Origin of the sequence: Pedobacter sp. AW31-3R, assembly GCF_052180285.1 — a bacterium.
Taxonomy (GTDB): domain Bacteria; phylum Bacteroidota; class Bacteroidia; order Sphingobacteriales; family Sphingobacteriaceae; genus Pedobacter.
The window spans coordinates 2,418,388-2,439,030 of record NZ_CP197475.1 but is presented as its reverse complement, the minus strand read 5'-3'; the positions used below and the strand labels follow the sequence as shown (position 1 = coordinate 2,439,030).

The window sequence follows — 20,643 nt, the reverse complement described above, 5'->3', positions numbered from 1 at the left end:
ATATATTTAATGTATTAAAACACACTAGATATGGCAATCAGAGAACCCGTATTTAAGCCCTATAACCAACAGCAGATTCTTGCCATCCCGCCCACTCTTGATGAATTAATTCCTGATTCCCATCCTGTTAGAGTTGTAAATGAGGTGATTAATAAGATTAGTATAGAACCTCTTCTAAAAGCCTACCACATTAAAGGCAGTTCCAGCTATCATCCCCAACTTTTGCTTAAAGTTCTGGTTTATGGTTATCTCACCAATATCTATTCGAGCCGTAAGCTGGCTGCCGCTTGCCGTGAAAGCATCTACTTTATGTGGCTGAGCTCCATGAGCTACCCAGATCACAATACCATCAACCGTTTCCGGGGTGTACGCCTGAAACATGCCCTTCGCAGTGTATTTGAGGATGTGGTAAAACTACTTGCCGCTGAAGGCTTATTAAGCATTGAGGAAATCAATACCGACGGGACTAAGATCGAAGCCAGTGCCAACAAGTACACTTTTGTCTGGAAGAAATCCATTCAGACCAATAAGGAAAAAATGAAAAAGCAGCTGACCCACATTTGGGAATATGCGCAACAGGTGGCCAGTGATGAAGACAAGATGCCTGAGCCGCCTGATTTTAAACAGATTGATAGTGAGAAGGTAAAGCAAGCTGTAGAGCAGCTGAATGAAAAGCTTGCCGGGCGGAAAGATATAGACAAGAAAGTGAAGGATAAGCTAAATTATGTAACTAAAAATTATCCGCAGAATATAGCCAGATATGAAGCTCAGGAGGCTATTTTGGGCGAGAGAAACAGTTATAGCAAGACAGATACAGATGCTACTTTCATGCGGATGAAAGAAGACCACATGAAAAACGGACAGCTGAAGCCCGGCTATAATGTACAGATATCTACCTCTAACCAGTTTATCGTCAATTACACGATACATCCCAACCCAACCGACACGACTACCCTGAAGATCCACCTGGAACAACACGTAAGCAGCTTTGGAAAAGCACCAAAGAAACTTACAGCAGATGCAGGCTATGGTTCTGAGGAAAACTACCAACTGCTGGAAGATCAGAAAGTTGAGGCTTTTGTGAAATATGGCATGTTCGATAAACAGCAGAAGGGTAAGTACAACAGCAAATCTCCTTTTGGGGCAGACAAGCTTTTTTATAACCAGCAGCAGGATTGTTATATCTGCCCAATGGGCCAGCAAATGCTGTCAATCGGGTCTTACACAAAAAAGACGACAACAGGCTTTAAGCAAACCCTTAAAAGATACCAGGCAAGGAATTGTGAAAACTGTCCTATGAGAGCAGTTTGCCATAAATCAAAAGAGAACCGCATCATTGAAATCAATGAAAACCTGAACAGGCTTAAGCAAAACGCATTCGAAAAGCTGAACAGCGAAGAAGGAATACAGCGGCGAAAGAAACGATGTTATGATGTAGAACCTGTCTTCGGAAATATCAAACAGAACCACGGGTTCCGCCGCTTTAGGCTCCGTGGAAAGGAAAAAGTGGCCATCGAATGGGGCTTACTCGCAATTGCACAAAATATCAGAAAAAAAGCAGCCTAAAAGAGCTGTTTCATTGACCTTTTTCAAAATCAGATGACTAAAATGCAAATGAACGCGTTGGTGTCCAGAGATGGTACAAAACTTATTAAAATAAAAAAGGCTGCATCATCTAATTTGATACAGCCTCCTGTCGACTTTGATACAAAAATACAGCTTAATTTGGCTATTACATTTAGATAAGGTATAAACGCTCAACCCATCAGCTCCTCAAATCCATCACGATCAGTTTATTGTAATTCTCATCCAGCTCCCATGACAGCTTTGAAATCAAATTAATCACCTCATTCTCGCTATGTAAATCAAACAGGCAATAATGGGGGGTATAAATATCCCAGTTCCAATACTCCGCATCCAGCTCCATATCAACCTCTCCGGTCTTCAATAAATAACACAACCTCGAAAACAATCCGCGCAGCGTACACATATAATGGGTCACCTCATCCAGATCAAACACTTTATCTGCAGGAATCTCTTCCTGCCCTTCTTCCAGGGGGCCAAAACTGCTAAAAGCATAATACATTGAATAAATATCAAGCTTGGCTTCAGTCAACAGCAAATTCTTCGTTTTCAAACTAAACATCCCACATATCTGCTCCATGCAATAATAAATCTTCCTGGAGGAATCCAGGATCACTTTAGACGTTTCATCCTGCAGATTCTCCACCAAATGGACCATCTGTTTCGTTACTTCTGTAGGAGAAACCAAACCTTTCAGCTTTGCATACACCCCTTCCAGGGCAAGTTTAAAAGTAAGGCTAACCATACCTAATCCCGATAAACACAATACCCCTGCTACAATGGGTATAACTTCTTCTGATTTATATTTCACTGTACTCATAATTTTAATTTTATACTTTTTTAAATTCTCCATAAATAATGGATAATAATTAAGCTTTTTCATCACTACTCTTACCTTCCTCTCGCTTACGGACCAGCGCATTAATCTCATCTGCAGCATAATAATACCGCCCACTCACTTTATTTCCGTTTACGATCTTCTTCTTTGTCCAGCGGAGAATTGTGCGAATGTTTTTCTGAAAAATTTGAGTCAGGTCAGCAGAATCAAACACATTTTTTTTCTTCTTTCTTTTCATTTTTTTTTAAGGTTAATTGTAAAAAACTCAGGTTAATTTGTGATTACTATCTTCGTTTTTAAGCTTCATCACAAGCAGAATGAAGCTATTCAGCCGTTTAATATCATCGATTAAATGCTGGCCATCCAGATAAGCCGCAATACTCAATATCATGGTAGACTGCCCCGGGTTATACCCGCATGCTGCAGTCTCCATTAGGAAAATATGTTCATCAAGAAGCAGTTCATGAATGTCTGGAGGCAACATTCCATTTTTCAACTCCAGGTAAAAAAAGAACCCATCATCCTGAAACAACCCTTCTTTTTTCCATAATCCCGATTCCAGCAATGTATTGCAGGCCATTGTTCTGATCACCTGTAACTGGCGATGCATCCTGTACTCGTATTTAGTCAACAACCCGTTGTCCACCAGTATATTCAGCGAACGGCTCATTCTCATGTTCAGCAGCTTACCTACCTTTTGAAATAAGCTTCTCAAATGGCCAATCATTTTGCGTCTGGCCACTACAATGTTGATCTCCGAAAGGTCGGGATGCGTACGTGAAACCGGCCGGATATAAATCACCTTCGCATGTCTGTCATATGCTTTATCCATCAGCAAATGGCGGTTATGCTCCTGAAAACCTGCATACCTGTCGTCATCAATAAGAATGAAACCATACTTCTTCTGCAGTTCCAGTAAGCAATCAATACGATCTGCACCCAGAATCTGCCGGCAGGGCACAATCGACCGGCTTCGTACATACACCATCCCTACATTCCCCTTCTCCAGCACACTTTCCAGGCTTTCCATTATCATTCCGGAGGCATCCGTCTTCACTGTTACCCATTTAAAGCCTGCACCGGTTACCGCATCTGCAACCTGTACCGATGCCGTATCTGCCAATACAAAAATTTTTCGTGGTGTAAGCAATGCCCGGCAAATGTGATGGATCAACTGCTGATATCCCTGCATATAATACAACTCATGGTCTCTGTAGGCAGTACATAAACCTTCATTTACCAACGTCAACAGGTTATTCACCAATGAGGGAAGCAGTATTTTTCCCAACCTATGGTCATCCTGTACAGAATAATACCTGGCTCCTTTAAATATTTCGTTATCCAGACCTTTCATTACATTGTCTGTTGGAAGTATGCACTCCTTATTAAACAAAGCTCCTCTGGGCCTGAATTTAGGTACATTGCGGTCTTTCAGTTCCTGCTTCTTTTCAGGTAATACTGAAACGACATGCGTACCATGCCCCGACCGGGTGACAATCAATTTCAGGTCCTCTTTCAAAATTCGCCAGGCAAGATCAACGGTTGATTTGCTCACTCCTGCACCGAAATGAGCAGCTATTGCCCTTGTTGGAGGTAACTGTGCGCCAGGCTGTAAAAACTGGCTTCTGATTGACTCTTCGATCTTCCCTGCAATCTTCATTGCAATAATATGCTTACCGCAATCATGCGGAAATTTCATATCGAGGATACATAACCATATGAAGGATAATTTTTTCAAATGCTGTAGGTATTAATCCAAATCTATTAACGTAACTGTATAATTTTATCGCTCCTAGCAGAATAAAATTGGTTTAAGAAAAATTTATCAACTTGGCCGATTTACCAACTATTAATTTATACGATAGATCAGAATAACCATTCTCCAAGGGTTATAAAAACATAATTATAAGCCTATTTTACAGACAATTGATACACAAGTCCTTCTGACACTTTATTCTTTATTTTTAAAAAAGCACGATTTAAGTGCACTTATTTTTTTTCCAAATACAAGAAATGTGATAACAGTCAATAAAATAATCACACCCGCGATGAGCTTATAATCGAATGAACGCCTGACACTGCTTTGTTCCGATTTATTTTTGATCCTTGTCTCCTGATTTTCACTGGCATTGAACTGTGTTTTTTCTGAGCCGGACGAATAGCGCACTGCAGCCCGATTTTCAACTCGCTGGAAATCCCCGCTGATCTGCACACTGTCTGCCTCCCCTTCAAAACCATTGCCACTGCTGATAGTGAAACTGCCTTTTGGCCATATCTTCACCTGATAATTACCGGCAGCAGAATCCTTGTCTACACCCAAAATCAGTGTATTGGTCAGCTTTTCCTCCTGGCTGCTCACCTTCATTTCGCTTTTGGCAATAGAATCGAGAAGCATCAGGTCTTTTGTCTTTACCGTCTTTCTTAATAAACCGCAGCTGCTGCATAGGAGGAAGCAACATAGCAGCATAAAAAAATGTAAGTCATATCTGCGTTTCATCACTTTCCTTCCTCCTTTCTTAGCCAGTCAGCCATCCTGTAAATGGTCTTGATGTGCCTCCATTTTTTATATACACCATCTCCTTCCCGGCTACCGGTGACATTGGTATTTCCTTCTACGCTAACAATCCATTCGCCATCTACGCCAGTAATCAGTCCCACATGGGCTATGCGTTTATAAGCTGGAAAGTAGATGCCAAGCACATTACCGGGAAGAGCCGACCTTGCTAATCGCGATGAGGGAAACAGGCTCGGTGACCAGCCGGAACGCGGTGCTTTAAATCCTGCTTTGGCAAACACCCAGCTGACATATGCAGCACACCAGGGTTGCCCTTTTTTGAGGTCAACGCATTTCAGGTAAGCCTCAACTTTTTCGCCATCGTTATTCCCTGTTTTCTCCCTTACCCCCAGTTCATTCGTCGCTATCTGGACAATTGCTGTGCGTTGGGCCTCAAGCTGCTTTACCTCAGCTGTCTTCTTTAACAAATGGCGATCAGGCAACCCAATGCTGCCACCAAGAGCAAAGCAAAAGATGCATAATAAAAACTTAGTTGCTGCCATAACAGTAGACTATTAAATTGTGAAACCATCTGTTCAATTGGGGGAAGCTGCAAAACCAGCCAGAATTGTTGTAAAAGCCACCAGCACAGTCCGCAGACCATAAGGAAACTGATCATGCTCAGGAGAACCAGCAACCAGATGCTCTGGTCTACATTTCCTATCGTTGCATCTATCCTGTTCAGGAGCATCGGTACAAAAAACCACATCAGCAGTAAGGCAATAAACAGCAGAAATGGTACTGAAGGTGTAAGGAAGGAGATATCATCTTCCTGCTCCCGGTTATGGGGAGTTTGATAAATTTTTGTAGTCATCGTTGTAAATTTTGAATGTGTAAAAAAAGATTTGTTGGTAATGGAAACCCGGCCAGTTCAGCTTCCGGCCGGGAATTCCAGTTGTATTACTTAGCTATGGCGACTAAGCAATAAGTGTGTACTCGCCGAGATAGGCATCCCTGAATACTGTTTTCCCGTCTTTAGACAAGAAGAACATCCATCCATGGATCGTATCTCCGAGAAACAAGCGGGGAAATTTCGCCGTATGCTTTCCTGCCCCCCTTACGGCCAGCCGATTCTGGCTCAGGAACAATTGCGTAGTTTCCCCATAAAATAGAATCATGGCATAATCGGTATCGCGCAATACCCTTAAAGCCTCGTCTGCTTCCTCCGAAACTCCCCAGGTCAGTTCCAGCATTCTGCCTGCCACGGCGACAACTTCAGTATCAAATAATGAAGCCTTGTTCACACTGGTGAGTCTCAGTTTACTTAAATCTAGTTTGAAATCTGGTGATACACCGGTTACTGCATTGTCGAGATGGTAACGCACAGCCCTGTTCATTGCCGAGGTGGATTTATCGGCAGATTTGTAACCATACTCAATGGTGTCCGAGAGAGACGACATTATCTCTGTGATCATTTTGAATTTGCTTCGCTGGTCAATCTGCGATTGCACCGCTGGCTTTGATGATTTTTTTGGTTTTGATTTGACAACTTCCTTGTCACGGTAAGTGCATAGCACTACTGGCCCTACTGAGCCTGAAACACTTCCCAGTATTCCATTTCTTACGATTCCCATTTTTTTAAAATTTAGAATTTGAATTAATCTGTTAATTAAACGTCTCTACTACCGGTAGGTTAAATTCGTTAGGTCAAACGTACAGCAATAATTCATAATTACCTCATCTTCAGACACAAGTGTCTTCATTTGTCTTTGTTTGTCTTCATTTGTCTGGTGTGAACAGGACATTCAGACCTTAGATTTTCAGCGTACCTATGATTGCGGTATGCTGATCAGGACGATGCTGAATTTCTAAAACAGGAACAATGGATTAAACCCGGGAAACAAAAAAGACCGCACCAAAAAATTGATGCGGCCCATTGGTGGTGTGTGGTAAAAAGATCCTTATAAAATTTTTATAAATAAAAGTCATTTTCTGCCCATAGAAATTCTCTGGTTTCATCGTACACACCAGGTACAATCCTGGCGTCATAGATCCCCCCCACATTCAAGTTGTGCTTGGAGATTGGTCTTTTCCTGTTGTAATATTGCAGGGTAACCGCCAGCAAACACAAACAGTCGTTCGGAACCTCGAAGGAAAAGGATAACCCGTTCAAATCGAAGACCTCAGTTTCCACCATTACTGACTGCCGGTTAACTGTCCTGGATACCAAACCTTGTTTTAACCGGAAAAGGACCATGCTGAAACACAGTTCACAGGCGGTGCTGCCCGTGACGAATTTAAGCGTCCTGGGTAGCTCCCTATTCGGATAAGTTACCTGCAACTTTCCGTCCTCAAGCTTTACCTGGAGTTTTCCTGGCAGCCGTTCTGTTAAGCGCCGTGCCTGATTAAATTCAAAACCTTCCAGTCCGTAGAAGCTGTCTTCTACAAAATGGTACTCTCCGGTTTCCTGGTCACGACTCAGCATCAGCACCTGGTTGAGCACTGCACTAAGTCGCGCATGTAAAGAACCATCTTCCGCTATATCCGTTTCTTCGTCAAATGCATTCTTGATCTGACTGCTCATAAAGCCGGCCTTACCAAAGTTCGCGGAAGCTATTTTAGTGGCTTCTGTTTGCTTTGTTGTACCGGGTTCTGTTTTGGCAATTACCTGTTGCCGTCCCCTCGATTTTTTAAAAACCACGGGACCAATAATTCCTCGTAGGAATTTTCCATCATATTCGGCCATCGTATTTATTTGTTTAAATGAAAATCAAAAGTATAATTTCTGAAATCAAATAATTTACATTCTCAGATAAATTTATCACAATGTCTTCATTTGTCTTGTGTGATTAACCTATACCCGTAGGGTAAAAAAAGCAACATTGAATGAACAACTACCGGGTCAATTCGAAGATTCCCCCTGAACTGTAGGGGAAGTGCTGTAGAACTGTTCGGGGAAGGTAACTTTCAACTAAGCTTCGGGTAAGGCCTAGGTACCACCGAAAACAGCTAGTAAAAAAAATACGCAGGTAGGGCTTACCTAAGGCGGATTTGAATGGCACCTTGCCCGAGGACGTACCGAATCATTCACAAGCACGTACCTTGCACGAGCTCAATCATTGTCAACCAGCGCATCAATTATCCGGATGAATTTCACAAACCCAGTTGCAATTTGAAATGCTGTGTTTAGTCAACTAGGGACTAATTTCAGCATATGGACGATGGGCCAAATGCCTTGAGCGGTTTGTCTTCATTTGTCCTGTATGAACAGGACAAATGAAGACAAACGAAGACAAATGAAGACACTCCCGGCAAAACATGTGGAGTTTTCGCTAATTTGAAATACATTCGTTCAACAATTTAAATGTACAAACTGAGAAGAGAAAATAATTGGTAACCTAGAAAACTAACCATGATGAAAACTTCCGTAAATGACCCGTTCGATGTTAATATTTGTCTCAGAGGCCTGGGCAATATGATCTCCTTCGTATTAGATGATGTTTACGAATATGCTTATGTTTTAACCTTCAAGCGGTCTATGAGAATGTACAAGAAAGAATTCCATGATCCGGACGAAGTACCCGTTCTGGATTTGGCCTTTTTCTATACTACCGGAGATTTATATGTGACCAATTGTGCGGAAGCAAATTTCAAACTGGCAGATTATAAATTGAAGTTAATAGACATCCTTAACATTGACGAGGTTCATGATTTTCATGATGAAGTATTAGACAATGAATCCTACAGGTACAAACCCTACTACCTCATGTACAAAAAATCGAAAAGTTACAAAAAACTAAAGCAGTATTATGAACGCTTGTTAGTAGAAACCATAAAGTGTTTGTTCACCTATGCCTGTGTACTGACTGCCCAACGTTATAGGGTGCCTCCTATATTGAGAAAACAATTCAATCTAGCGGATGACCAGTGCTTCAGACTCTTGAATTCAGACGATCTTCATGTGCAATTGCTTATTGAATTGATCATTGATTTGAAAAAGAGTCTTGCGGAACTCCGGGAAATCACTGAAAAACAATTGGCTAAAACCATTTCCAGGAGAAGAAAACCCAAAGTGGAAGAGCCAAAATAAGGGAACAGCAGGGGGATAATATGAAAGCTATTGATCATTGAATTATTATCATAAAACCTATTTTGTCCTATCCCCGAAGTTTTATTGTATATATTTTTATTATATATTTTACAATTCCTGCCTACATTTTTTGTCTTTTTGATTTGCTGCAATCCACATCTAGGCTCCCTTTGAATTATCCAAAATTAAAAGAGAGGATGCACTTGTAGCACAACCTATCTTGTTAGTTTTTCTCTACCTATCGCCTGTAATAATTAGGAACAAATGAGAAGAAATTGTGGCTGAGAAGGTCAAGAAATAGATGAGAGATACATATTCCTAAAAAAAATATAATATGTATCTCTCCAATAACTAAAACAAGCAGATATACTAACCTTGAATTATAAATGGATTAAATTTACAGCATGAGACTAGAAATCTTACCTTTTTGATCAAACAGAATTTTTCTTTCTTCATCATGTTTCTTCAGTTCAACTTTGTAGTAAAACCGTTTGTTTACTTCATACTGGTCAACATCATCTATGCGGTAGCTCCCATAATTTTGTTTAATCTGTGCAGTAACTGCGGAAGGTAATTCATTTGCTTTCAGCTCTTTTTTATATTTGAGAATAGCACCTGTACGACTGATCCATACTTCGTGATCTCTCCAGTTGATATCAAATTCTGCATTGTACGTATCCCCTTTTCTTTCCCACTCCACATGATCAGCTTTTGGGAAAATTTTATGGAAAGAGTTTTTGACTACCGATGGAACGTCAGCAGAGGATAAGTCTTGTGCGGACAACAAGTTTGTGCTAAGCAGTATTGCTGAAATAATGATGAGGTGTTTCATGATATATAATTTAAGATAAATTGATATCACAAAATAAAAAGGTAAAACTGGAAAGAAACTGGAATGGAAAAGTGGTTAGGAAAAAGCATTAGTTTTAAGTTCTCAGAACCACTTTAAACTGATGCATATGTGCCTCATCATAAGAATACTGCAAATCAAAACCGTATAAGCTGGTAATGGATTTAACGATTGCCAATCCTAATCCCGTGCTATTTTTTGATTGACTTCCTTTCCTGAAACGCTCAAAAATCTGTTGAGGGTCTAATGGTTGTGATTTCCCGGAGTTCAGGAAGGTGATACTGTTCCGGCCAACTAAAATTTTCACCATTCCATTTAAGATATTATGGTTAATGGCATTCTTCAATAAATTGGATATCAATATCGCAGCAAGATCCTTATTCATCACGGCATTAAAGATCCCTTCATCCTCAACCAGCAGGCTTACCTGTCTCACTTCGGCCAGATCCTGATATTCATTGACCATGGCTTTTACCAGATCATTGATGACAACGGTTTCAACTGCACCATATTGTTTGTTTTCTATTTTTGATATGATCAGTAATGACCTATTGAGTCTGGCAAGCCTTTGGAGCGTTGTAATCACTTGGTCAATAGATTCCATATTGCTTTGTGACAGGCTTTGGTCATCTGTCATCAATTCCAGTCTGTTGAGACTAATGGCCAATGGAGTCTGTAATTCGTGGGCAGCATTTTCAATAAATTGTTTCTGACTGCCATAAGCTTTAACGGATTGATCTACCAGGGCACTGATCGCCAGATTAAGCTCTTTAAATTCCTTGATACCGGTTGCAGTAATTTCAATCCGGATATCCTGATCCAGCCGGAAGACTTTCAGTCGCGCTAACAATTGATAAAATGGTATCCATATTTTTCGGAGCAGGACATTGTTAATCACCAGGATACTGATCAATATGGCAACATATAAGCCCAGCAAACTATAGAATAAGGATCTCACCAGATCATCCTGTTCTAATGTAGAAGCCACCACTTTTAGTTCGTAATACACCTTATCATTCTCAAAAGCAGTAGTTAACACACGGAATGGTTCAAGATCTTTTTCATTTAAGGTATACATCATCGTATCCCTGTAATCATCCTTTACATCCTTCGCCAGCGTTTTACTGATCTGCCTGATGGAATAATTATGTTCATCAAATCCTGCCCTGGAAATGGTGGCAGGATCATGGGCAACCTTTTGAATAACCAGCATCTTATCATTTTCCAGTCCATCGTCTAAGCTATCCCTTATTTCATCAATCATCCGGATATAAAAGATGACGGCCCAGATACTGATGACCACCAATAGCGTTACATAGAGATATTTGAGTGTGTAATTGAGCAGGTTCATATACCAGTAAGTTTATAACCGATCCCATAAACTGCCTGTATCTCTACACCGGAATCGCTGTCCCGCAACTTTTTACGCAGATTTTTAATCTGTGAATAGATAAACTCATAATCGTCGGCCTCATCCATATGGTCTCCCCAAACCTGTTCTGCCAAGGCGGTTTTATTAACCAGTCTGTTTTTATTGATCACCAGATAGCTCAGAATGTCGAATTCTTTTCGGTTTAAAACCAGCTCTTTTTGATTTACGGTAACAAGACGCTCCTGCAAATCGACACAGAGCGCTGCAAGCTCAACCTTGTTATTGCCATTCAATGATTTTCTTCTTACTACTGATTTTACCCTGGCATTGAGCTCTGCAAGATGGAAGGGCTTCACCAGATAGTCATCAGCACCACCATCCAGGCCTGCTAATTTATCTTCGAGCGAGTCTTTTGCCGAAATGATAATGACATTATTCGATCCGTTGATGGTTTTCAATTCGTCCAATAAATTTAAACCACTGCCATCAGGAAGCATAATATCCAGCAGGATACAATCATAGGTAAAGGAAGCTATCTTTTCCAATCCTTCGGTAAATGTGCCTGCTGTCTCTACAAGATAACTCTGTTTCTCCAGTGATTGCTGAATAATTTCCCGCAGTTCGGCCTCATCTTCTATTACCAGTACTTTCATCGTTTTACAAAATTATAGAATTATATCCAACTGTACCCATCGGATTGCGATTTGAACAGTTGTATGGTTGAAATTTCTCTTTTCCCATTTCTTTCCAGTTTCCCGGATTTCTTTTGCCCTATACAAACACAGCAATGATGAGAAAAAGAATATTCAACCTGATCGTTTTTACTTTAGGGACCTCCGCGGCGATGGCACAGAAAATTGATAGCCTCCCTTTAAAGATTAAACATGCCGAACCCGTATTTAATGATATTGTTCGCGATCTGGGGGCGAGAAAAGGGGAACGTGAACTTAATATCGGATATGAAACTGAAAAGAATGTTGATTATGCTACACAGGGAGGCTTTATAGAGTATGAGTTTGCACCGGTAAACAGGTTAGGTCTGGAGATTGAAATACCTTTTCAGTTCCACAGCAGAAGTTACCAGAATGGTGGGACTATTGTTGCACCAAAAAACAAAATCGAAGGTATTAAGCCTGCGGTTCAGTATACTTTTTTCGTGAATAAAAAAGCAAGGCTCTCCATGGCTGCCGGTGGGATTTATGAATTACGCTTTCATTCTTTCGAATCGATCCAGGATCACCTGGGACTCATCAAGGGCAATAGTTTCAATTCTTTTTTGATCGTAGCCAAACGATGGGGAACCCATCTGCATTCGATGGTATACATGGGGCCTGAGTTTTACAAAGATTTTGAAACTCAGCGAAATGAATCGACCTACCTACTTAACGTCAGCATGCACTACATGGTTGCCAGTCATTTTATTGGTGTAGAAATGAACCAGGAATTTAAAGACCATGAGATCGTTACTGTACTACGGCCACAAGCTAAAGTTCAGTTAGCTAAGCATGTGGGTATTGGTATGGCCTCAGGTATTCCTATAGCACATCAAAACAGCGGATATAGTTTTATTGCCAGAATGATTTATGAGCTGTAGCCTGGCTTTCCAGACTATTCCAAATCCCTATTGCGGTGCGTTTTTTTTCTTGCATGCCGTTTAAATGGATTTTCAAAGATCACATCAAATGATAAATAATGAACAGCATAAGGATGGTGAACACCAACAAGATTGTTCACATACCCCAGGCTAAAGGTGAAAGGAATAGCCTGAGGGCTTACAGAATAATACAATGAAAACCTGCTTTCATGATAATTAAAACCAGACCAGGAGTTTGCACCTGCGTATTTACTGATTGAAAACAACTGCTCCGATCCGGCGATAAGTCTGCGTGTCTGATTTCCATTTAAATACAGACTGAGCTGCAGCCGCAATCTGGAGCGGAATTGAAAATCTTCCGGCATATGATTAAAATCAGGCGTATAAAACTTTCTGAATTCCTGTCTGAATGTGGGAACGAATTTCAGTCTGGAGTTCTTTATTGTATAGGATAACCTGCTGTACAACCTAAACTCCTGTTGAATGTCTGGGCTGCTGTGGACGTAGGGAGAATTCTCTATATACTCATCCTGCCTACGGTAGCTTAATGCAAAGGAGGATTGCCAATGTTGGTTAAATTGATGGTAAAATTCCTGATTGAAAACGAGAATTGCAGGTTTAAACAGCGGATCCCATTGTTCAGGATTACTTTTTCTTCCGATTCCAATATAGGAAACAGATTGCCATTTTTGAATGGTATCCAAATCCTGCCTAATACCAACTGCTAGCCAGGTGGCCGTCTTCGCCTTGCCCAATCCAGGGGAGCTGATTTGTGAAAAACAAGTGTTGCATATTATCATTGTCATACCAATCGCCAGTAAAAAATTCTTCTTCATATCCATTGTGTGTACTGTGAAGGCGGGATGATGAAATGAATCCATCCGCCTGCCTTTTCCATTTTATTTTGTTCACGTGCAAAAAACGCCTGGAATTCTGGAAAGAAATGGGAATAACAACATATTAAACCGACTAAATGCTAAATTCCTAAATACCAGAAGAGGCAGAGAAGAACTGTTAAACTGGATGTAATTGGGAGAATATTATTAGCTTTAAATTAGTATGAACACATCTATTTCACATCTTCCGGAAGCAAAACACAGCCAAATAAACGATAAAGTGCAATCAATAGTCAGTTTGAAAAAGTTATTCTGTTCGGAAGTTATGGAAAAGATAGTTATGTAGTAAGATCAATACAAGGAAAAAGATACACTATACGAATACTTAAACGATTACGATTTTTTAGTGATCCCTGGAAATGACAGCTTAAAGGAACAACCTATATGCAATAAGATTGTAGAAATCCCCTGTCAAGATAAAATTAGCTAATAAAGTAAATCATCAATAGTCGCTTGCAGGGCATCAGCAATTATTTCAACTTATCAATTTCATTCTGGCCTAGAGACCTATTAAAATCTGAAGGTCTACCTGCATTATTGTTAGCAATATTACCATTCTTGTCAATCAACACATAATGAGGAATTCCTGTAACATTATATGCCTGACATACCGGATTTTTCACCCAACCTTCAGCAAAGAGATTTACCCCATGCATGTTATACTTTTTGAGGGCATTCTTCCATTGATTTTCCTTTACATCCACACAGATATTGATAAAGACTAGATTTTTGTCTTTGTAGAAATCATACATTTTAGCGGCTTCATTTTCTATTTCATATATACACGGACCACAATAAACACCCCAGAAATCAATATACACCGCTTTCCCTTTGAAATCTGAAAGCGATACCTCTTTCCCGTTTTCATCTTTCAAAGTGAATGCCGGGGCCTTGCTCCCTGGCCTGAGAAATCGTATGGCTTCATAATAACCAGAGAGGGCTTGTTTAAAGAATCTTGTCCGATACTCTGGATAAATGCATTGATAAGCTGACTCAACACTTTCGAAATCATAATGAATAAAACCCAAGATAACAGACTTCGTAAAGAGCCAATCCTGAATAAGTGGCGAAACAATATTTGCTTTTACAAGATGATACTCCTTAAGCACAGTATTCTGCACGGGATATAAATAGTTTGCCCCAGACATTGCGCTGGAAGAGCGAATATAATTGAAGATGAACTCACGGTAGCTTGCGATATTTTTAAACCAGTCGTCACTTTCGCTTATATAGTTTACATAATTATGAAGGACGGTATACTTAGGAAAAAAACGCTTTTCTCCATTGACCACTGCCGTATCTTCTGAGTTTTTTGGCAAACTATCTGTTATAATGGTGAGCTTATACCTGGGTAGTAGGCCATTGCTTCTCAGTAACTCACAATAATTAAAGTAATTTGCCAACAGTAAGTGGTCAAGAGGCAATGATCCGTTCTCAGAAAGAGAGAGCGTTGTAAAAAGCGTACGATTGTATTGTTTATTGATTAAAGTATACTTCTGCTCATCAGTGTACTGAGTACTGCTCTGCTGGGACAACTCCTCCCTCATCTTCATTTCCCCCTGACGATGCTTTTTGAAAACAGCGAATTGTATATGTAGAAGTTTATCTCTCAATCTGTTGGTTCCTTTGAATTGAAAAGTCCTATTAAAATCCTTCTCATCCCAGTTTAATGTAAGTGTATCATTTTCCTTCATCGTTAATGGTACCACATCATTATTTAGAAGCAAATAGACATCCTGACTATTACATATTGCAATTTTGCGCTCAAAGCTACCATCTTTCTGAATTGGCACAGCCTGCATCTCATCGTCCAGATATGAAGTCATGACAAATTCAAAGAAAGTGGAATTAGTATTTTTGATCTTTCCTTTAATCAGAAAATATCCTGGCCTCCCAAAATTTGATAATGTTGAATCCGTTTTCGCTTTACTTTGTATAAATGGTTGCGCATGAGTACAAATTGTGACCAAGCATAGCATCAACAGAACAGTACATTCTTTATATTTAAAATTCATAATTAACAGTCCAGTTAAAATTATTAGCACCAATTAACTTTCAACAAAATATAATATAAAAACTAAATAATGAAAACAAATATTAACCGATTGGCACCATATCTTAACAAGAAAAACATATCCATAAACGTAGAATGGTGGTTAACCCAATTTACATTATCTGTTAAACAAAGAATTTAGACTCTTTAATCACTTCCTGGCATTTCTGACAAAGGAGTGAAATACGGAATTACATTAGACTTTACCTGATAGAAGATCACCCTGATATTTGTACTGCCAGGTCAGCCAACACAGAATGCATATGTGGAACGCTTTAACGGATCAATGCGAAGGGAATTATTAAATGCATACATATTTAGAACCTTGGATGAGATCAGAGAGAAATCAGAAGAGTGGATGTACGATTATAATAATCACAGGCCACATCAAGTGCTAGGCCTCAAAACACCTGCAGATTTGTTGCAGGTCAATTAGCAGCTAAATTCTACTTTTGAATGGTCTGATTTTGCGGGAAGCCTACAGTCCAGACTAATCATATCACAATGAGAAATAGAATCCTATTAAATTTAGCTTTAGCTTTTATCATTATTCCGCTATGCGTGGTAATTAGAGATTATATTCAGGTCGAGATTTTTCATGATCACAATATATTCTCCGGAACATTCCAGGAATATTATCAGGTGCAAAGGGTCTATAATATTTTCCTTTTTACACCAATTCTTTGTTCAATTGTGATATTGATACCGTATAATTTCGTTTTAACCTACATAGGCAAAAAGCTCAAAATTAACCTCTTACAAAAGATAGTTCTATTAAATTTCATTTTCATTATTGCCTTCTGTCTTCTAGGAACCTTTATAAATGTTTGGTCATTCCCCTTATGGAAAAACTTAAAATACCTATATTATTTCCTACCAGTTAGTATTTTAATTGCGAGTCCTTTACATTTTTTTGTCGATCGTAAAGAAAAAGTGGAATAGTGATGTGATCAATATTATAAATCAGCTCTCGTCTCTATTTGTGAGGATTCAGAGTATTCAACATGAACGTAGTTAAATGAATTGTAAGCAACAACGCTAAAGAACATCCAATAGAGAAGTAGTTAAATCGCATTTACTTTTGAGAATTTTCTTAACTTTACAATAGTATGAAAACATCTCTTTCACATCTTCCGGAAGCTAAGCAGGAGCAAATAAATGATGTAGCAAATGCGATTATCAAGCTCATAAAGCCAGCAAAAGTCATCCTATTTGGTAGCTATGCTAAAGGAACCTATGTAGAGGATAAATATGTCGAGAATGGGATAACGTTTGAATATATCAGTGACTATGATTTTCTGATAATAATGAAAGATGATAGTTCAAAAGAGCATTTGATTAGTGACAAAATTGTTAATAGATTTCATTTTCAAACAGAAATAAATATTATTTCCCACACAATTGACTACGTCAATTACGGGCTATCTTTTGGCCAGTATTTTTTTACTGATATAATCAAGGAGGGGATATTATTATTCGACGATGGAAATTATGAATTTGAAAAAGCTAAGGTTCTAACCTTGGAAGAAGAGAAGATCAAAGCAAAAGAATATTTTAATATTTGGTCCATTGTTGCTGACGAATTCCTTATCGATGGAACTAACGCATATGAACGTGGGAGTTACAGAAAGGCCGCATTCGAGTTACATCAAGCCTGCGAAAATTTTTATAATACCATGCTATTAGTCTTTACTGGCTACAAGCCAAAAATCCATAGTCTTGCTAAACTGAGAAAGTATACTAAAGAATTATCTATTGAACTGTATGCAATATTTCTCATCCCAAACAATGATAGCAAAGAGAAAAGATTATTTGACTTACTAAAACGAGGATATATTGATGCTAGATATCAACCTGATTATCTGATAACCAAAGAAGAAACCTTTTCATTATTAACAAAAATAAATCTAATGAAAAGGATTGTCTCCCAAACTTGTCAGGAAAGAATATCACAGTTTGACTAATTCAATTTTTCACTCAAAATCGAATGGGTAATCAATCAACTTAGATGGGTGTACACCAAGCCCACGCGCAAGTTCAAATAACGTAGTAAGATTCAGATTAGCATCTGAATTGGTTTCAAGGGCACTGATTTTTGATCTTTGCACGTTACATTTACTTGCCAAATCGTGCTGCGATCCAATCAATTCTACTCTCAATCTCCGAAGATTGTCCCGAAATTTAGACATCCTTATTTTATCAACCTCATTCATATATTTCTCTCTTTGTTGGATTGAATGAAGGTGAAATGTTTTCAGAAAAAATATTGTATACGATCATATACATTAGAGAAATAATTTGTACATTTGAATATCATCCTTATTGCTGGCCTGAGAAACCTAAATAACTGTGGGATGACTAGATTTATAAAAATATTATATGGCAGATGGTCCGACTTCTTTGCAAAAAGACCGGGCAGTTTCTCAAGCCTCAGTAATAATGAGTGGAAGAAGTTAGGACCTGAAGTCATATTCACCAATCGAATCCAATACTTTGAATATTGCTATCTTTCTATAGGTATTTCTTTATTCGATTGTATTAGCGTGTGTAATCACCACCACCACTCTAAGCTTTATAATAAGCCTCCATAAATTCTATCGATGATTCACCACCATACAACTAATTCTTAGTCAGCCATATTAATGCCTGAACCAATTTTTAGATCCAGAATATATCTCAACAAATTATCGAAGAAATATGAAAACCACCTTAAAATTAAATCAAACTGATACTGTAATACCATCCCATCAGATCGAACTGGATAACATCACTAAATTCATAGCCAAACTGCCAAAAGTTGAACTGATTTTCTGCTTTGGACAGCGGTTTTTCAACCATACAGCAGATAATATATTTGAAACAGAAAATGAAGTACAAACAAGAATGAGTTACGATCTGCTTATCGTAACATCTGATGAAGTAGCTATTCAGTCAGCAATTGAAAAATGGATCAGTGAAAAGTACGGTATCACTTTTTGTGCAACCTTATTGATTCATACCAGAACCCAGTTTTCCAATGCCCTGAAACTAAACAATAGATTTTTTCATGAGATTTTAAGAAAGAATAATCTGCTATATCGTCGTGAGAGTGCTGCACCTCTAACAATCGAACAGAATTTCATGGCTGAAATAGACTACATGGATACCAATGATTATTGGATGGAAAGGCTGGAAAGAGCAGAATCTTTTCTCGAGGCAGCTAAACATATTTTATATGAAGATTTAAACGTTGCGTTGTCACTGATTGCACAAAGCTTTGAACAAATATATCTCGGTATAATTTATGTATTATTGGCTATAAACCTGCTGATACCAGCCTCAATTTCTTAAATCACCTGTGCAACAATTTCAGCATAGAACTGCAGTCCCTGCTCCCAAGAAATAACTCTTTGGAAAAAAGCAATTTCGATGCACTACTGACGGCACACCAAAATGTAAAGTCGGTCGGAAAACTATCACTCAATGACGATGTTGATGTGACCTATCTGCAAAAAAGATGCAGTATGACCATCAAATTAGCCAGAACAAAATGTGAGAAAAAGCTTGAATCCATGAGATTTCCTGCCAGCCTTGCAACCGAATAACGCGATCATAAATTATTATTGATATTGCTATCGGTAGCATGGAAACGGATGGTTCCTCAAACCGTAAAAAGAGCAAAATCTAAACGAATAACATAACCAATTGAAATGAAAAAAAATAATCAGGTCCAAATTCGAATACCATCAAATTTCAGACTGGCATGTGCCATTTATAAAGTGGAAATCGCGGAAGTATTACAGGTTTTCATAGACCATGTTACCTTTATTGATAGCCTTCATAAAGGGTATAGCCCGGGATATTCAGAAGCGAGTTGGATGATTGGGAATTATGTGAAGAGCCATAAAATATCCCCAACTCCTTCAATGGGATTCAAGAAAAATATGGATACAATTTCAACTGCCCTTCAGTCTATCTTAAATTTGCACTTCTTCGATGGTGATATCAGCAAACTAAGAAATAAGTCTGCAGGTTACGTGAAGACAATTTTCCATGCCATGGAAAGGGTATATACCCCTTCAGACAGGCTATACCTCAACGAAGATTCGGTGCTATACCTTAACCAGGAGATTTGTGTGCTGAGCGAACTGTACAATTGCTACCCATCAGAGTTTCTTGAATATTTTATGGATCATATTTCCCTGGCACAGGAAGATGCATTCCGGGGACTAAAAAGAGAAAAGGAGAATTACCTTTATCTGTTTTTCCTTTCCATTGTGAACGGGTTTGGCAGAGATGCCAACCAGCCCCTTCATCTTACCGAACAGGAAATAGATTTCTATGAGAAAAAAAGAGAGTTACATCTTGAAATTTTCATCGTCAGGGATCCCAAAGAACGAACTGCAATCCTTCAAAATTTCTATCAGACACATTATCAAAATATGAATCCTCAATAATTTATGCATCATGAAGAACAAACTCAACCTTTCCCTGTATGGAAGCGATGACTTTGATATGCTCTGTTCAATTTTCCAGATCAACCCGGAAACATTGCTTCAATTATTCATTGACCGTCTTTCCTTTCCCTTGTTCTATAGCCATCCCGACGGTAAAGAGCGCTGGGCAACTTTATTTTTCATCAATTTCCTTGAATATGAGGATGCATCTTACCATGTTGATCCGGAACTCCAGGATAAATACCTAACCAAGTTCAATCGTGCAACTGCCTATATTCCAAATGGCAAAACGCAAGATTTTGCGGCAAAGGTGAAAGCCGGGAGGGCTATCATGATGGAATGGCAAAAAGCGGTGTTATCGGCGCGGGCTAGTTATCTCACCGACAATTTATGACCCTGTAAGGGACGTTCTTTAAATTTAAAATAACCTAAATCA

At 39.0% G+C, this 20,643-nt stretch carries 21 protein-coding genes and 1 pseudogene; 8 read left to right on the top strand and 14 right to left on the bottom strand.

What is annotated here, in order from left to right:
* Nucleotides 1–30 precede the first annotated feature (30 nt).
* Nucleotides 31–1,566 carry an IS1182 family transposase gene (locus tag ACSBL2_RS09975; protein WP_442591544.1) on the top strand — a complete coding sequence of 512 codons (1,536 nt, stop codon included), beginning with the start codon at nt 31–33 and terminating at the stop codon, nt 1,564–1,566.
* Between the two features lie 199 nt (nt 1,567–1,765).
* Here the strand turns inward: ACSBL2_RS09975 and ACSBL2_RS09970 are convergent, their stop codons facing one another.
* The 8 genes from ACSBL2_RS09970 to ACSBL2_RS09935 all read right to left on the bottom strand — a co-directional run bounded on the left by ACSBL2_RS09970 (nt 1,766) and on the right by ACSBL2_RS09935 (nt 7,662).
* The gene (locus ACSBL2_RS09970; RefSeq protein WP_442591543.1) at nt 1,766–2,404 is read right to left on the bottom strand and encodes a hypothetical protein; all 639 of its coding nucleotides are present in this window, start codon (nt 2,402–2,404) and stop codon (nt 1,766–1,768) included.
* A gap of 49 nt (nt 2,405–2,453) precedes the next feature.
* On the bottom strand, nt 2,454–2,660 hold the full coding sequence (locus ACSBL2_RS09965; RefSeq protein WP_442591542.1) for a hypothetical protein: 207 nt from the start codon (nt 2,658–2,660) through the stop codon (nt 2,454–2,456).
* A gap of 27 nt (nt 2,661–2,687) precedes the next feature.
* The gene (locus ACSBL2_RS09960) at nt 2,688–4,121 is read right to left on the bottom strand and encodes an aminotransferase class I/II-fold pyridoxal phosphate-dependent enzyme (RefSeq protein WP_442591541.1); all 1,434 of its coding nucleotides are present in this window, start codon (nt 4,119–4,121) and stop codon (nt 2,688–2,690) included.
* Between the two features lie 252 nt (nt 4,122–4,373).
* Nucleotides 4,374–4,889 carry a hypothetical protein gene (locus tag ACSBL2_RS09955; RefSeq protein ID WP_442591540.1) on the bottom strand — a complete coding sequence of 172 codons (516 nt, stop codon included), beginning with the start codon at nt 4,887–4,889 and terminating at the stop codon, nt 4,374–4,376.
* 29 nt (nt 4,890–4,918) lie between these two features.
* Nucleotides 4,919–5,404, bottom strand: coding sequence for a peptidoglycan-binding protein (locus ACSBL2_RS09950; RefSeq protein WP_442591539.1), 486 nt, complete (start codon nt 5,402–5,404; stop codon nt 4,919–4,921).
* Nucleotides 5,398–5,790 (bottom strand): hypothetical protein, encoded by a 393-nt coding sequence (locus ACSBL2_RS09945; protein ID WP_442591538.1) that lies wholly within the window; start codon nt 5,788–5,790, stop codon nt 5,398–5,400. Before ACSBL2_RS09945 ends, ACSBL2_RS09950 begins: the two co-directional genes overlap by 7 nt.
* Nucleotides 5,791–5,893: 103 nt before the next feature.
* A complete protein-coding gene (locus tag ACSBL2_RS09940; protein WP_442591537.1) occupies nt 5,894–6,550 on the bottom strand; it encodes a DUF6266 family protein in 657 nt (218 codons plus the stop codon).
* 338 nt (nt 6,551–6,888) lie between these two features.
* A complete protein-coding gene (locus ACSBL2_RS09935) occupies nt 6,889–7,662 on the bottom strand; it encodes a hypothetical protein (protein WP_442591536.1) in 774 nt (257 codons plus the stop codon).
* Between the two features lie 666 nt (nt 7,663–8,328).
* Between ACSBL2_RS09935 and ACSBL2_RS09930 the strand changes: the two genes are divergently transcribed.
* Nucleotides 8,329–9,006, top strand: a complete 678-nt coding sequence (locus tag ACSBL2_RS09930; RefSeq protein ID WP_442591535.1) for a hypothetical protein — start codon at nt 8,329–8,331, stop codon at nt 9,004–9,006.
* A 397-nt stretch (nt 9,007–9,403) separates the two neighbouring features.
* Here ACSBL2_RS09930 and ACSBL2_RS09925 read toward each other — a convergent pair whose 3' ends face one another.
* The 3 genes from ACSBL2_RS09925 to ACSBL2_RS09915 form a co-directional block, all read right to left on the bottom strand.
* The gene (locus tag ACSBL2_RS09925; RefSeq protein WP_442591534.1) at nt 9,404–9,838 is read right to left on the bottom strand and encodes a PepSY-like domain-containing protein; all 435 of its coding nucleotides are present in this window, start codon (nt 9,836–9,838) and stop codon (nt 9,404–9,406) included.
* Between the two features lie 94 nt (nt 9,839–9,932).
* Complete coding sequence (locus ACSBL2_RS09920) at nt 9,933–11,207, bottom strand: sensor histidine kinase (RefSeq protein ID WP_442591533.1); 1,275 nt, start codon at nt 11,205–11,207, stop codon at nt 9,933–9,935.
* Nucleotides 11,204–11,881, bottom strand: a complete 678-nt coding sequence (locus ACSBL2_RS09915) for a response regulator transcription factor (protein WP_442591532.1) — start codon at nt 11,879–11,881, stop codon at nt 11,204–11,206. Before ACSBL2_RS09915 ends, ACSBL2_RS09920 begins: the two co-directional genes overlap by 4 nt.
* 134 nt (nt 11,882–12,015) lie before the next feature.
* On the opposite strand from ACSBL2_RS09915, the gene ACSBL2_RS09910 reads away from it, so the two are divergent.
* Nucleotides 12,016–12,822, top strand: coding sequence for an HAEPLYID family protein (locus tag ACSBL2_RS09910; protein ID WP_442591531.1), 807 nt, complete (start codon nt 12,016–12,018; stop codon nt 12,820–12,822).
* Between the two features lie 14 nt (nt 12,823–12,836).
* On the opposite strand, the gene ACSBL2_RS09905 is transcribed toward ACSBL2_RS09910, so the two are convergent.
* Together ACSBL2_RS09905 and ACSBL2_RS09900 are read right to left on the bottom strand one after the other, a co-directional pair.
* Nucleotides 12,837–13,628: a hypothetical protein gene (locus ACSBL2_RS09905; protein WP_442591530.1), complete on the bottom strand. Its 792-nt coding sequence runs from the start codon at nt 13,626–13,628 to the stop codon at nt 12,837–12,839.
* A 560-nt stretch (nt 13,629–14,188) separates the two neighbouring features.
* Nucleotides 14,189–15,733, bottom strand: coding sequence for a TlpA family protein disulfide reductase (locus ACSBL2_RS09900; protein ID WP_442591529.1), 1,545 nt, complete (start codon nt 15,731–15,733; stop codon nt 14,189–14,191).
* A 255-nt stretch (nt 15,734–15,988) separates the two neighbouring features.
* Here ACSBL2_RS09900 and ACSBL2_RS09895 point away from each other — a divergent pair.
* Together ACSBL2_RS09895 and ACSBL2_RS09890 are read left to right on the top strand one after the other, a co-directional pair.
* Nucleotides 15,989–16,207 (top strand): annotated as a pseudogene (locus ACSBL2_RS09895) (integrase core domain-containing protein); the annotation flags it as partial.
* Between the two features lie 673 nt (nt 16,208–16,880).
* Entirely contained in the window at nt 16,881–17,735 is an 855-nt protein-coding gene (locus ACSBL2_RS09890) for a HEPN domain-containing protein (RefSeq protein WP_442591528.1), read from the top strand.
* A gap of 9 nt (nt 17,736–17,744) precedes the next feature.
* Here the strand turns inward: ACSBL2_RS09890 and ACSBL2_RS09885 are convergent, their stop codons facing one another.
* Entirely contained in the window at nt 17,745–17,960 is a 216-nt protein-coding gene (locus ACSBL2_RS09885) for a helix-turn-helix domain-containing protein (RefSeq protein WP_442592232.1), read from the bottom strand.
* A gap of 508 nt (nt 17,961–18,468) precedes the next feature.
* On the opposite strand from ACSBL2_RS09885, the gene ACSBL2_RS09880 reads away from it, so the two are divergent.
* From ACSBL2_RS09880 to ACSBL2_RS09870, 3 genes are all read left to right on the top strand, one after another.
* Complete coding sequence (locus tag ACSBL2_RS09880) at nt 18,469–19,101, top strand: hypothetical protein (protein WP_442591527.1); 633 nt, start codon at nt 18,469–18,471, stop codon at nt 19,099–19,101.
* A gap of 359 nt (nt 19,102–19,460) precedes the next feature.
* Entirely contained in the window at nt 19,461–20,207 is a 747-nt protein-coding gene (locus ACSBL2_RS09875) for a hypothetical protein (RefSeq protein ID WP_442591526.1), read from the top strand.
* A 10-nt stretch (nt 20,208–20,217) separates the two neighbouring features.
* A complete protein-coding gene (locus ACSBL2_RS09870) occupies nt 20,218–20,601 on the top strand; it encodes a hypothetical protein (protein ID WP_442591525.1) in 384 nt (127 codons plus the stop codon).
* Nucleotides 20,602–20,643: the final 42 nt, after the last annotated feature.